Source organism: Pseudomonas sp. ADAK18 (assembly GCF_012935695.1).
Classification (GTDB): domain Bacteria; phylum Pseudomonadota; class Gammaproteobacteria; order Pseudomonadales; family Pseudomonadaceae; genus Aquipseudomonas.
On sequence record NZ_CP052859.1, the window covers coordinates 1,290,065 to 1,303,120 of the forward strand.

At 60.8% G+C, this 13,056-nt stretch carries 11 protein-coding genes; 2 read left to right on the forward strand and 9 right to left on the reverse strand.

The window, feature by feature from the left end; genetic code table 11:
* Positions 1–69 precede the first annotated feature (69 nt).
* Entirely contained in the window at positions 70–516 is a 447-nt protein-coding gene (locus HKK55_RS06020) for a hypothetical protein (protein ID WP_169357791.1), read from the reverse strand.
* Between the two features lie 546 nt (positions 517–1,062).
* On the opposite strand from HKK55_RS06020, the gene HKK55_RS06025 reads away from it, so the two are divergent.
* Together HKK55_RS06025 and HKK55_RS06030 are read left to right on the forward strand one after the other, a co-directional pair.
* A complete protein-coding gene (locus tag HKK55_RS06025) occupies positions 1,063–1,998 on the forward strand; it encodes a chemotaxis protein CheV (protein ID WP_169353795.1) in 936 nt (311 codons plus the stop codon).
* 61 nt (positions 1,999–2,059) lie between these two features.
* On the forward strand, positions 2,060–2,866 hold the full coding sequence (locus HKK55_RS06030) for an MOSC domain-containing protein (RefSeq protein WP_169353796.1): 807 nt from the start codon (positions 2,060–2,062) through the stop codon (positions 2,864–2,866).
* A gap of 62 nt (positions 2,867–2,928) precedes the next feature.
* Here the strand turns inward: HKK55_RS06030 and HKK55_RS06035 are convergent, their stop codons facing one another.
* The 8 genes from HKK55_RS06035 to HKK55_RS06070 all read right to left on the reverse strand — a co-directional run bounded on the left by HKK55_RS06035 (position 2,929) and on the right by HKK55_RS06070 (position 13,019).
* The gene (locus HKK55_RS06035) at positions 2,929–3,213 is read right to left on the reverse strand and encodes a pyrimidine/purine nucleoside phosphorylase (RefSeq protein WP_169353797.1); all 285 of its coding nucleotides are present in this window, start codon (positions 3,211–3,213) and stop codon (positions 2,929–2,931) included.
* Between the two features lie 46 nt (positions 3,214–3,259).
* Complete coding sequence (locus HKK55_RS06040; protein WP_169353798.1) at positions 3,260–3,802, reverse strand: exonuclease domain-containing protein; 543 nt, start codon at positions 3,800–3,802, stop codon at positions 3,260–3,262.
* A gap of 71 nt (positions 3,803–3,873) precedes the next feature.
* Positions 3,874–5,814, reverse strand: a complete 1,941-nt coding sequence (locus tag HKK55_RS06045) for an acetyl/propionyl/methylcrotonyl-CoA carboxylase subunit alpha (protein WP_169353799.1) — start codon at positions 5,812–5,814, stop codon at positions 3,874–3,876.
* A gap of 850 nt (positions 5,815–6,664) precedes the next feature.
* The gene (locus tag HKK55_RS06050; RefSeq protein WP_169353800.1) at positions 6,665–7,432 is read right to left on the reverse strand and encodes an enoyl-CoA hydratase/isomerase family protein; all 768 of its coding nucleotides are present in this window, start codon (positions 7,430–7,432) and stop codon (positions 6,665–6,667) included.
* Positions 7,429–8,586, reverse strand: coding sequence for a citronellyl-CoA dehydrogenase (gene atuD / locus HKK55_RS06055; RefSeq protein ID WP_169353801.1), 1,158 nt, complete (start codon positions 8,584–8,586; stop codon positions 7,429–7,431). Before atuD ends, HKK55_RS06050 begins: the two co-directional genes overlap by 4 nt.
* 139 nt (positions 8,587–8,725) lie before the next feature.
* Positions 8,726–10,342 carry a geranyl-CoA carboxylase subunit beta gene (gene atuC / locus HKK55_RS06060; protein WP_169353802.1) on the reverse strand — a complete coding sequence of 539 codons (1,617 nt, stop codon included), beginning with the start codon at positions 10,340–10,342 and terminating at the stop codon, positions 8,726–8,728.
* Positions 10,343–10,345: 3 nt separating this feature from the next.
* A complete protein-coding gene (locus HKK55_RS06065) occupies positions 10,346–11,218 on the reverse strand; it encodes an SDR family oxidoreductase (protein ID WP_169353803.1) in 873 nt (290 codons plus the stop codon).
* Positions 11,219–11,234: 16 nt separating this feature from the next.
* Positions 11,235–13,019: an acyclic terpene utilization AtuA family protein gene (locus HKK55_RS06070; protein WP_169353804.1), complete on the reverse strand. Its 1,785-nt coding sequence runs from the start codon at positions 13,017–13,019 to the stop codon at positions 11,235–11,237.
* Positions 13,020–13,056: the final 37 nt, after the last annotated feature.

Sequence of the window (13,056 nt, forward strand, 5' to 3'; positions counted from 1 at the left end):
TTGCCCTTGTCGTTCTCAGACAAGGTATTGATTGAATACGACACCCTCTCGGATTAAACGCGTAGAAGATCAGGACGCGTGTGGCAATCGTTGTTGCGCCTTATAACTCGCGCCTTTTTGCGGAATCTGTTGGCTTGCCGTCGCGATCAAGGTTGCTTGCTCGCTGTCATCGAGACCGAGTTGACCGGTTTTTGCGTCGATCAATTCCAGTTGCCAGGCCAGTAACGTCAGGCACTCCTGCAATGCGGACAGTGCCTGATCATGTAGTTGCAAAGGACAGGCAGCATTGTTGATCAGGTCCTGGATGTGCCTTGAAAACTCGCCAATGGGCTGCAAGGCCATGGCATCTGCCTTCTGGCTGAGCTTGGCCAGGCTGCTTTTCATGCAGTCGATGGCATCGTTGTCGTTACGAATCAAATGCAGGTGGCTCAAGCATTCTTCAGACTTGGCCAGCAGCATTTCAGCCTCGAGGAGAAACTCGGGAAGTGCAAGTTGCCACTCTTTACCGTCGTTCATCATGCAAGTCTCCACAACATGCGGTCGGGTGATGAGATAGCGCACTGGGTGAATAGCTTAAAACTACCGCTGAAATGTGACTGGAATCTGTAGTTCGTTTCTTGTTTTTCGGTAGGACGTTTATTTTTAAGAGGGCGGCAGCGGTCCGTGTCCCCACTTTCCGGGGGCATATGCACCACGTCGACTGCCAAGGCATAAGTGCCTGGGAGGCTCGTGGCCCGTGGGCTTGCAGTAGCAAACAAAAGCCTGACTCCATTCATGCAATGAGAATGGCGTCACATTAATGGCTATTAGATATCGCGAATATCAGGTTGGACCTGATTGCGGCTAGGGGAATCCCTTACGCAGGGGAACCTCGCGGCGATTTCAAGGTCGCGCGGCGGGGTTTGAATGCAAAGTCAGCAGACCAACTCAGTAAAGCATGATGTCAGTGTGACATCAATGGGATTGCGTGGCATTTTACCAAGGGTCAAGGTCCGGCATTTGCCGCCGATACCCTGCTTCAAGTCACCCGCAAAATTCATCAGCGCACCCCAGGAGTCTTTAATGGCCGGCATTCTCGACACGGTAGATCAACGCACACAATTGGTGGGTGAGAATCGCCTGGAGATCCTCATGTTTCGCCTGGCCGGGCGGCAATTGTTCGCGATCAATGTGTTCAAGGTGCAGGAAGTGCTGCAGATGCCCAAGCTGACCCTGATGCCCCAACGTCATCCGTTTGTCTGCGGGGTGGTCAACCTGCGTGGCCAGACCTTGCCGGTGATTGACCTGTCCCAGGCCATCGGCATGCGTGCGCTGGTGCCAGGCCCTAACAGCACCATCATCGTCACCGAATACAACCGCTCGGTGCAGGCGTTCTTGGTGGGTGGCGTGGACCGTATCGTCAACATGAACTGGGAAGCGATCCTGCCGCCGCCGGCCAGCGCCGGGCGCCAGCACTACCTCACGGCCATCAGCAAGGTCGATGAGCAACTCGTGGAAATCATCGACGTAGAAAAAGTGCTGGCCGAGATCGTGCCCTACAACGCCAAGGTTTCCCGGGAAAAACTCGATGACCCTGTGTTGGAGCGCGCTCGTGGTCGTGAGGTGCTGCTGGTGGATGACTCCAACGTGGCGCTGTCGCAGTTACGCGATACCTTGTCGCAACTGGGGGTGAAGATGCATATCGCCAGCGACGGCCTCAAGGCGCTGAACATGCTCAAGGCCTGGGCCGACAGCGGTCAGGTGATGACCGACAAACTGCTGATGATCTTCACCGACGCCGAAATGCCCGAGATGGACGGCTACCGCCTGACCACCGAGATTCGCAACGACCCGCGCCTGCGTGGTCTGTACGTGGTGCTGCACACGTCGCTGTCGGGCAGTTTCAACGATTCGATGGTGAAGAAGGTCGGTTGCGACAACTTCCTCTCCAAGTTCCAGCCGGACAAATTGGTCGACGTGGTGCGCCAGCGTCTAATGCTGGATGAAGTGCCGGCCTGACTTTGATTCCTGGGCGGCCCTCGTATAGGGTGACGTTTTTGCCCATCAGGAAAGCAGGCTCATGCTGCGTCTCAGCGCGTTGTATCGATACCCATTGAAGTCCGGCAGGGGCGAAGCCTTGCAGCAGATCGACCTGGATAAACTCGGGCTGGACGGGGATCGACGCTGGATGCTGGTGGACGAGCCCAGCGGGCGCTTCCTGACCCAGCGGGCGTTTGCGCAGATGAGCCAGTTATCGGCGACCTGGAACCACACCGGTGGCCTGACTCTGAGCGCGGCCGGCCACCCGACCCTGGACGTGCCGCTGCCCGGCAGCGATGCCGAGCTGCGCGGTGTGACCATCTGGCGCGACACCCTGCGGGTTCCGGACGCTGGTGACGAGGCCGCCGCCTGGGTCAGCGAATTCATCGGTAAACCCACGCGCCTGGTGCAGGTCCCTGTAGCGCGTGCGCGTACCACGGCGTCCGGCTACGGCAAGGATGACGACAAGGTGGCCTTTGCCGATGGGTTCCCGCTGTTGCTGATCGGCCAGGCGTCCCTGGATGACTTGTCCCAACGCATCGGCCGGCCAATGGAGATGCTGCGCTTTCGGCCCAATCTGGTGATTGAAGGCAGCGAAGCCTTTGCCGAGGACGGATGGAAAAGCGTGCGGATCGGCGATGTGGAATTTCGCGTGGTCAAGTCCTGTTCGCGCTGCATCCTCACCACTATCGACCCGCAAACCGGCGAGCGTAGCGCCGACCGTCAGCCGCTGACGGCTCTTGAGGCTTATCGCAAGGAGCCGGATGGCGTGATGTTCGGCCAGAACCTGGTCAACGATGGCGTGGGCCGCCTGGAAGTCGGTATGCCGATGACAATTCTGGAATAACGGCTCGGAACGAAAAATGCCCGTCTTGTGAGAGACGGGCTTTTTTTTCGACGTTAAAAAGCTTAGCCACGGTATTCACACAGGTAAGCGGTGTCCACGGCGACCTTCAGCTGGAACTTACTGTTGGCCGGCACATTGAACTGGCTGCCGGCTGCGAAGGTTTCCCAGTTGCTGTTGTCCGGCAGCTTGACGGTCAGCGCGCCGGAAACCACGTGCATGATTTCTCGTTGGGCAGTGCCGAATTCGTATTCACCCGGGGCCATGACGCCGATGGTCGCCGGACCTTCTGCGGTGCCGAAAGCGATCGACTTGACGGTGCCGTCGAAGTACTCGTTGACTTTAAACATGGGCGAATCCTCGAAAAGGGTCAAGAAAGGTCGGCCAGTATGCCTTCTACACGGGCAAAATCAACGGCAGCAGGCGTGCTGTATTGCGCGCATCTTCCAGTGCCCGGTGTTGTTGGCCGTTGAACTGCATCCCGGCCAATTGCAGCGCACCATTGAGCCCTAATGGCTTGTCCAGGCGCCGGGCCTTGGCGAAGCGCTGCTTGAGGTTCACATGGGGGGTCTGGCCGAGGAGGCTGGTCAAACCGTGGCGCTGCCATTCCAACTCCAGTTGCTGGCGATCATAGTCACCCCAACTGGCCCAGCCCTCCAGGCGTGCCTGATGTTGGCCCAGCCAACGTTCAAACAGCGGCCAGACCTCGTTCAGTGGCAATGCACTGTCGATACTGGGCTGGTTGATATGGGTCAGTTGGCGGCAGAAGGGCGTCAATAACGGCCGGCGCAACGGCCGCACGAAACGCTGGAAGTGATCCAGTTCGCGACCTTGGCGGTTGACCAGGCTCACGCCGATTTCGATGATTTCCATCTCCGTCACGGGCCAGCCGCCTTCATCCGTTGTGGCTTCAAGATCAATAATCAGCCAATGAGGCATCGCAGGTTCCCGTACTCTTCCCGTCCTGATGGGGATAGAGCGTAGCCAAGCCTGGTAGTTCCGCCTAGCGCTTACTCTATCTCCAGTAAAACCTGACGGCTGCGCACTTGATCCCCGGCAACCACCTGAACCCGTTTGATCACGCCGTCGATGCCAGCCTTGAGTGGATGCTCCATTTTCATCGCTTCCAGCACCAGCAACAGTTGGCCCTTGCTCACCCGATCGCCTTCGCTGACCCGTACCTCGACGATGGCGCCATCCATCGGCGCCTTCACCGTGCCGTTGCTGGCTTCGGTCTGGCGGCTGGCAACCGCCTGGGTGTGATTGGCGATACACAGCCCGCCACTGGCGGTGGCCAGCCACAGCCGCGTGCCCTCCAGGTGATAGGCGACGCGACGGCGGATGCCATTGACGACCACCGTGGCCCAGCGTCCGTCGGTATCCACAAGGTGTATCTCGATGGCCTGCTGGTCGACTTCCACTTGCAGGCAGTTGTCCGCCAGCAGGCTGATGCTGATTGCCTTGAGCTCCTCCTGCACCGCCAGGCGGTAGGTCCACGGCACGTTGGCGTTATTGCGCCAGCCTGGCAGGCCGCCGCGATGAGTGTTGGCGCTGTGCTGATAAAACAGCGCGGCGGCCAGGCCCAGTTCTTCGGGTGTTGGCGTATGGCGGGCGATGTCGTTGAAGTGTTCGCCGATAAACCCGGTGCTGAAGTTGCCCGCGACAAATCCAGGATGTTTGAGCAGGTCAGCCAGCAGTCGCTGGTTGCTGCACACCCCCAGCAGCACGCAATCCTCCACGGCGCGTAGCAGTTTGCGTCGAGCCTCTTCGCGGGTGGCGCCGTGGGCGATGATCTTGCCCAGCATAGGGTCATAGAACGGGCTGATCCGTTGCCCTTCGCACAAGCCATGGTCGATGCGCACACCGGCCGCCGGTTCCCAGCGCACGACGTCGCCGGTTTGCGGCAGGAAGCCCTGGGCTGGGTTTTCGGCGTACAGCCGTACTTCCATGGCGTGGCCGCTGAGAGTCACGTCTTCCTGGCGCAAGGGCAGGGGAAGGCCTGCGGCGATTTGCAGTTGCCAGTCCACCAGGTCCAGGCCGGTGATCAGCTCGGTCACCGGATGTTCGACTTGCAAGCGGGTGTTCATTTCCAGGAAGTAGAACTGGCCGTTGCGATCCAGCAGGAACTCCACGGTACCGGCTCCGATGTAATTCACTGCGCGACCCGCCTTCAGCGCGGCCTCACCCATGGCTTGGCGCAGCTCGACGGTCATGACCGGGCAGGGTGCTTCTTCGATGACTTTCTGGTGGCGACGCTGGATCGAGCAGTCGCGTTCTCCCAGATAGATCAGGTTGCCGTGGGTATCGCCGAACAGTTGCACCTCGACATGACGCGGTTCGATCAATGCCTGTTCCAGAATCAGCTCGGCGCTGCCAAAGGCATTCAAGGCTTCGGAGCGGGCGGTGCGCAGTTGTTCGAGCAAGGTGTCGGGGTTGTGGACCAGGCGCATGCCCCGGCCGCCACCGCCGGCGCTGGCCTTGATCATCAGTGGATAGCCGATGCGTTCGGCTTCGCGCTGGAGGGTCTGGTCGTCTTGTTCGGGGCCTTGGTAGCCAGCGATGCAGGGTACGCCGGCGTTGAGCATGGCGATTTTTGACAGGCGCTTGCTGCCCATCAGCTCGATGGCTTCGGGGCTTGGGCCGATGAAGGTCAGGCCGGCGGCTTGGCAGGCCTCGGCGAATTCGGCGTTTTCCGAGAGGAAGCCGTAGCCGGGGTGGATCGCGTCGGCGTCTGTGCGCTTTGCGGCTTCGAGGATGGCCGGGATGTTGAGGTAGGACTGTTGGACCGGGGCGGGGCCGATGTGGATGGCTTCGTCGGACATTTGGACGTGTGGGGCGTTGGTGTCGGCGTCGCTGTAGATGGCCACGGTGCGGTAGCCCAGGGTTTGGGCGGTGCGTTGGATGCGGCAGGCGATTTCGCCACGGTTGGCGATCAGGATTTTGTTGAACATGAGTGGGTCCTTGGGCTTTCGGTCGAGTACATATCCATTCCTGCGGTAACGGCGGCTTATGGTTTCGCTCTTACAGCGAGTCACTTTTGGCAAACGCCCCAAAAGTAACCAAAACGCTCTTGCCCCACCATTCGGCGCCTCGCTGTGGCTCGGCGTGCCCTCACTCCGGCATTACTCCGTGGGCCGCCGCGACGGGCCATCCATGGCCCAACGCGGCTATCCCGGCATCCATGCCGGGATGCCCACTGCGCAATGCCTGCGTTCGGCCATCATGGTTAACGGGGCCGGATAGATCAAAATCAAAAGCAGATCAAAAGCACGGCGGCCTGAAAGCCGACCTGAGTGGTAGAAGCAAAGGCAAGGGCCAGAGCGAAAACAGATCTGCTTTTCTGTGGGAGCTGGCTTGCCTGCGATGGCATCACCTCGGTGTTCCTGAAAGACCGAGTTGCCTGCATCGCAGGCAAGCCAGCTCCTACAGTAGACCGTGCCCGCTTTTGATTTTGCCTTTGCTTCACACCACTCAAGCCGGCCGGTAGGCCGCTGTGTTCTTGATCTGCTTTTGACTTTGATCTTAGGCGCCCCGTTAAACCACGCTGGCTGAATGTAGGCATTGGTCCGTGGGTAAACCGGCAGGACGCCGGTTTAGCCGCACTGGGCCAGGGATGGCCCATTGCGGCGGCCCACGGACCAATGCCGGAGTGAGGGCACACCGAGCCTAGGCGAGGTGCCGAGTGGTGGGGCAAGAGCGTTTTGCTTACTTTTGCGCTGTTCAAAAGTGAGCCGCTGTAAGAGCGGAACCATAAGCCGTCATCACCGAAGCAACGGATATGTACACCATCAAAACCCCCCATCACCCAACCCACCGAGGCTTACGCTTCTGCACAAAAGCCTGGGTCCCCTCAACCCCTTCCTCCCCCATCACCGCCTCGGCAAACCACTGCGCCGCCTGGTCCAACAATGGCCCCAAGGGCTGCTCAACACTCCCCAGCAGCAACGCCTTGGTCCGCGCATTCGCCCCAGGCGCACACCGCAGAACCTGCCCCAACACCTCATCCAACCGTTGCGCCAACGCCTGGGAATCACCCTCAACAAAGTGCACCAACCCCAAGCGCCCAGCCTCCACCCCATCAACCCGAGCCGCCGTCAGCGCCAGCCGCCGGGCCTGGGTCAACCCGATGCGCTTGACCACAAACGGTGCAATCTGCGCCGGCAACAAACCGAGGCTGGTCTCCGGCAACCCGAACTGCGCCTTGTGATCGGCAATTGCAATATCACTGACACAGGCCAAGCCAAACCCACCCCCCAGCACCGCGCCTTGCAGCACCACGATCACCACCTGTGGCAGGCCTTCAACCTCTTGCAACAACGTGCCGAATACTCGATTGAGCGCCTGCATCTGCTCCTTGCCACGCGCATTAGCCATGTCTTTCACATCGGCCCCGGCGCAGAAATGCCCACCCGCACCGCTGATCACCACGGCGCGTACCTGGCTGTCGAGTTGCGCCAGTACCTCGCGCAATTCGCCGACCATCTGCACGTTCATGGCATTGCGGTTTTCCGGCCGATTGAGGGTGACATGCAGCACCCCGTTATGGCGCTCCAGCAGCAAGGTACTCATGGCTTTTTCCCCGGCAGGGTACCCATCAGTTTGCAGATGATCCCCAGCATGATTTCGTCGGCTCCACCGCCAATCGACACCAGCCGTACATCGCGGTAAGCCCGGGCCACCGGGTTGTCCCACATGAAACCCATGCCGCCCCAGTACTGCAGGCAACTGTCGCTGACTTCCCGGCCCAGCCGCCCGGCCTTGAGCTTGGCCATGGAGGCCAGTCGGGTCACGTCCTGGCCCTTGATGTATTGCTCGGTGGCCTGATAGACCAGCGCCCGCAGGCATTCGATTTCGGTGGACAGTTCGGCCAGGCGGAAGTGGATCACCTGATTGTCGATCAGTGCCTTGCCGAAGGTCTTGCGCTCCTTGCAGTACTCGATGGTGCTGTCGACGCAGTACTCCAGGCCCTTGATCATGTTGGCGGCGCCGAACAGCCGTTCCTCCTGGAACTGCAGCATCTGCATCATGAACCCCGCGCCCTCGTGGCCGATGCGATTGCGCTGAGGCACGCGCACGTCGTCGAAAAACACCTGGGCAGTTTCTGAACTGAGCATGCCGAGCTTTTCCAGTGGTGGGCTGACGCTGACTCCCGGCGTGTTCATCGGCACCATAATCAGTGACTTGTTGATGTGCGGCTTATCGTCCGAGGTGTTGGCCAACAGGCAGATAAAGTCGGCGCTGGGGGAGTTGGTGATCCACATCTTGCTGCCGTTGATCACGTAGTCGTCGCCGTCCTTGCGCGCATGGGTTTTCAGCCCGGCCACGTCGGAGCCGGCACCGGTTTCCGAGACGCCGATGCAACCGACTTGCTCACCACTGATGGCCGGGCGCAGGAACTCGTCGCGCAGTTCATCGGAGCCGAAACGGGCCAGGGCCGGGGTGCACATGTCGGTCTGCACGCCGATGGACATCGGGATACCGCCGCAGCGAATGGTGCCGAACTCTTCGGCAGCGACAATCGAGTAGCTGTAGTCCAGGCCCATGCCACCGAACTTTTCCGGTTTGGAAATGCCCAGCAAGCCGAGGTCGCCGGCCTTGCGGAAGATGTCGTGGATCGGGAAGCGTCCGGCCTTTTCCCATTCGTCCACATGCGGGTTGATCTCGCGCTCGACAAAGCCACGGACGCTGCGACGCAGTTCTTCGTGTTCCTGGGTGAAGATCATTTTTTATCGTTCTCCTGATTCAAGTCACAACGTCCCGGATCGACTGTAGCCGCTGCCGAAGCATGAGGCTGCGAAGCGCCCCCAAAAGCGGTCCTGCGGACACGCATCGCAGCCTCGTGCCTCGGCAGCGGCTGCAGGATTAAAACCGCGCCACACCAAAACTGTTGGGCTGCAATTGCCGCACCTCGGCTTCATGGCAGATATCCAGCAAGTAGCCGAGCAGGGTGCGGGTGTCCCGTGGATCAATCAGCCCGTCGTCCCACAAATTGGCGCTGCCATACAGCGCGGTGGACTGGCTGTCGAGCTTCTGTGCGGTGACTTGTTCCAGCATGTCGAGCATTTTGGGATCGGGCACCAGTCCGTCCTTGAGCTGCTTGGCCTCGGTGACAATCCGCAGCACCTTGCCCGCCTGGGCGCCGCCCATCACGGCGGTGCGGCTGTTGGGCCAGGCGAAGATAAAACGCGGGTCCAGGCCGCGGCCGCACATCGCGTAGTTGCCGGCGCCGTAGGAGCCGCCAACGACGATAGTCAGTTTCGGTACACGCGCATTGGCCACCGCCTGGATCATCTTCGCGCCGTGCTTGATGACGCCTTGTTGTTCCGACTCGGTGCCGACCATGAACCCGGTGGTGTTGTGGAAGAACAGCAGCGGCGTCTGGCTTTGGTCGCACAGTTGAATAAACTGCGCGGCCTTGCTCGCGCCCTGCGGCGTGATCGGGCCGTTATTGCCGATAAACCCGCAAGCCCGACCCTGGATCTGCAAGTGGCCGCAGACGGTATGAGGATCGAACTCTCCTTTGAATTCGAGGAAGTTCGAAGCGTCCGCCAGCCGCGCAATGATTTCCCGAACGTCATAGGGCTTTTTCGGGTCGTCGGGGATCAGGCCCAGCAACTCTTCGATCGGGTACAGCGGTTCGGCATAGGCGCGCTTAGGCGGGGCGGGCAAACGCTCATCCCAGGGCAGCAAGCTGACAATCTCGCGCACGATCCGCACACCATCGGCGTCGTTTTCGGCCAGGTATTCGGCGGTCCCGGCGATCTGTGCGTGCATCTCGGCACCGCCCAGTGCTTCATCGGTGGCGACTTCACCGGTGGCGGCCTTGAGCAACGGCGGGCCGGCGAGAAACAGCTTGGCCTTGCCACGCACCACCACCACGTAATCCGACAACCCTGGTTGATAAGCCCCGCCTGCGGTGGCCGAACCATGAACCACGGTGATCTGCGGCAAGCCCATGGCGGACATCCGCGCCTGGTTGGCAAAACTGCGCGCACCTTCGACGAAAATCTCCGCCGCGTAATTGAGGTTGGCGCCGCCACTTTCGGCGAGTGTCACCACCGGCAATTTGTTCTCCATGGCGATCTGTTGCAGGCGCAGGGATTTTTTCAGGCCGCTGGGGGAAATGGTCCCGCCCTTGATCGCGCTGTTGTTGGCGACCACCAGCATCCGCACGCCGCTGACGTAACCGATACCGGCTATCAGCCCGCCACCGGCTGCGTTGCCGTCCTTGTCGTCGTGCAGTTTGTAGCCGGCCAGGCTTGCCAACTCGAGAAACGGTGCGCCGGGGTCCAGTAGCAAATTCAAACGTTCCCGAGGCAGCAATTGCCCGCGCTTGTCGAACTTGGCCTTGGCTTCGGCAGCCTTGCTCAGCAGGTTTTGCTCCAGTTGACGCAACTGATGGATGCCCGTGAGCATCGCTTCCCGGTTCTGGGCAAACTGCAGGCTGTGGACGTCGAGTTGCGAGTCGATCACCGGCATGGCTTATTTCTCCTCCTTGAGCACGTCCGGCAGGTACGCCCGGTGGAAACCATTGAAGGGCTCGCTGGGCGGCTGGGCCTTGTGCAATGGCCAGGCGCGGCTGCCCAGGCTGGCGGCGCCGTCGATGCGCAGGGTGCTGCCACTGACGAACGCTGCTGCTGGGCTGAGCAGAAACACAATCGCGGCGCTGACTTCCGACTCGGTACCAATGCGCTTGAGGGGCACGTGTTCACGCAAGGTGGGAATCACCGCCTTGAACGCGCCTTCGTAGGTGTCCATGCCGCTTGAGGCAATCCAGCCGGGTGCCACGGCGTTGACCCGTACACCTGCGTAACCCCATTCAAAGGCGGCGGTCTTGGTGAAGTTGTCCATCCCCGAACGCGCAGCCCCCGAATGGCCCATGCCCGGCATGCCGCCCCACATATCGGCGAGCATGTTGACGATGGCGCCGCCGTGCTTGCTCATGGACTGGTTGAACACTTCCCGCGCCATCAGGAAACCGCCCACCAGATTAGTGCGCAGCACGGTTTCAAAACCCTTTTGATTGATCGAGGCGAGCGGCGAGGGGTATTGGCCGCCGGCGTTATTCACCAGCCCGTGAATCGGGCCGTGTTCCTGGATGACCTGGCTGACCAAGGCTTTGACCGCTTCTTCATCACGGATATCGCAGGCCAGCCAGCTGGCGTGGCCACCGTCTTCGAGGATTTCTGCCGTGACGTTTTGCAGCTTTTCAGGCTTGCGACCTACGAGGATCACCTGGGCACCGAGGGCGGCCAGTTCATGGGCGGTGCAGCGGCCGATACCGCTGCCGCCACCGGTGACGATAACGGTCTGCCCTTGAAACAGGTCGGCTTTGAAGATCGAGTCGAAGGCCACGGCACGGATCCTTTAATTAGTTAAGTTGATCGGCGAGGTGTTGCGGCACGGCAATCGGGATTTCCAGCAATTGCTGGGCGAAGGCCTTGCCTTGCGGGTCGATGCGCAGGCTGGCGATCCCGCCGCCACCCAGGGCGTTTTCCAGGAGGAAGTTCAGGCTGTGGCTGCCGGGCAGGTACCAGCGCTCGACGCGGCCATGGACTGGGTCGAGCACATGACTCATCCAGTCGACAATCACTTCGGGGGTCAAGGCTTCGGCAATCCACGGCAGGTACTCGGGCTCGCGGGCTATCACGCCGATATTGCTGTGATTGCCTTTGTCGCCGGAGCGGGCCACGGCGAGTTTTACCAGCGGTACGCTGGCGTCGGCGCGGCCCTGGGGTTTCGGTGGATCGAGCGGGACGGGCAGGGCGCGGGTGTTCAGTGCCTGGCTTTTCGGCAGGTCGCAGGGATGGCGCTCGCCGAGAAAATCGACGGCCAATGTGCAGGCGGTTTTATCGATCAAAAACGAAAACAGCCGAATCAACGGGTACACCGTTGGCCGGCCACCGACGATGCCGGTCAACCCAGGTGCCATACCGGTAGCCGCCTGGGCAATCTCCCGGGCGAACAGCACCAGCGCCTGTTTGCTTGGATGACGCACAGCCAGTTTCACGACCACTTCCCGGCAATCCCGGCGCTGTGCATGGGCACCGTAGGTGGCTTCGCTGCCCAGCAGCTCGATATTCACATCGGTGTAAGGCGCCCAGCCGCGCTGGCTGAACAGTTCCGAGGTCTTGTTGATAATCGCCTGGCTGACCCGCTCGGCCTTGGCCACGGCGTCGATACCGGCGATCAGGCAACTGGCGGTGCAGCGAAAACCGTCCGGCCAGGTGGCGCTGACCTTGTACTGATCGGTCGGCGGCAGGCCCTTGGCGCCGTGCAGGCGAACACAGTTTTTGCCTTGCTGCTGGAGTTTTACCTGGCTGAAGTCGCAGATCACATCGGGCAGCAAATAGGCCCGTGGGTCGCCGATTTCATACAGCAGTTGTTCTGCGACGCTCAACTCGCTGATCAGGCCGCCGGTGCCTTCGACTTTATTGACGGTGAACTGGCCATCGGCGCTGACCTCCACAATGGGAAAACCGATGTGCTCGTAATCCGGCACCTCGCGCCAGTCGGTGAAGTTGCCGCCGGTGCACTGGGCGCCACATTCGATGATGTGCCCGGCCAAGGCAGCCTGGGCAAGGTGATCGTAGTCGTGCCACGACCAGTTGAACTCATGCACCAGCGCCGCGCTGACCACGGCGCTGTCCACCACACGCCCGGTGATCACGATGTCGGCACCTAGCTTCAGCGCATCGACGATGCCTGGTGCGCCGAGATAAGCGTTGGTCGACACGCACATTGGCGGCAAGGGCGCACCGCTGAACATATCCGTGATGCCGGTGAGCTGTTTGAATTGCGGCTGTAAGTCATCCCCCAGCAGCACGGCAATTTTCAACGGGATCTGCGCCTGATCGCAGGCGGCTTGCAAGGCGGTGGCGCAGGCTTGGGGGTTGATGCCGCCGGCGTTACTGATGACACGGATGCCCTGGCGTTGAATGTCGCCGAGCAAGGGCGTGAGGACTTCGACGAAGTCGGTGGCGTAGCCGGCCTGAGGATCTTTCATCCGCGCCCCGGCGAGGATCGACATCGTGACTTCCGCCAAATAGTCGAACACCAGGTAATCCAGCGCGCCGCCTTGCACCAACTGCGCAGCGGCGGTGCAGGTGTCGCCCCAGAAGGCGCTGGCACAGCCGATACGAACCGTCTTGTTCATGAGAAGTCCTTCTCTGAAATGGCTGGGTCGAGACTAC

Bases quoted from the DNA above. Each gene is read 5' to 3' on its own strand.
- HKK55_RS06020 (WP_169357791.1), bottom strand. From the start codon at position 516: ATGAACGACGGTAAAGAGTGGCAACTTGCACTTCCCGAGTTTCTCCTC.
- HKK55_RS06025 (WP_169353795.1), top strand. From the start codon at position 1,063: ATGGCCGGCATTCTCGACACGGTAGATCAACGCACACAATTGGTGGGT.
- HKK55_RS06030 (WP_169353796.1), top strand. From the start codon at position 2,060: ATGCTGCGTCTCAGCGCGTTGTATCGATACCCATTGAAGTCCGGCAGG.
- HKK55_RS06035 (WP_169353797.1), bottom strand. From the start codon at position 3,213: ATGTTTAAAGTCAACGAGTACTTCGACGGCACCGTCAAGTCGATCGCT.
- HKK55_RS06040 (WP_169353798.1), bottom strand. From the start codon at position 3,802: ATGCCTCATTGGCTGATTATTGATCTTGAAGCCACAACGGATGAAGGC.
- HKK55_RS06045 (WP_169353799.1), bottom strand. From the start codon at position 5,814: ATGTTCAACAAAATCCTGATCGCCAACCGTGGCGAAATCGCCTGCCGC.
- HKK55_RS06050 (WP_169353800.1), bottom strand. From the start codon at position 7,432: ATGAGTACCTTGCTGCTGGAGCGCCATAACGGGGTGCTGCATGTCACC.
- atuD (WP_169353801.1), bottom strand. From the start codon at position 8,586: ATGATCTTCACCCAGGAACACGAAGAACTGCGTCGCAGCGTCCGTGGC.
- atuC (WP_169353802.1), bottom strand. From the start codon at position 10,342: ATGCCGGTGATCGACTCGCAACTCGACGTCCACAGCCTGCAGTTTGCC.
- HKK55_RS06070 (WP_169353804.1), bottom strand. From the start codon at position 13,019: ATGAACAAGACGGTTCGTATCGGCTGTGCCAGCGCCTTCTGGGGCGAC.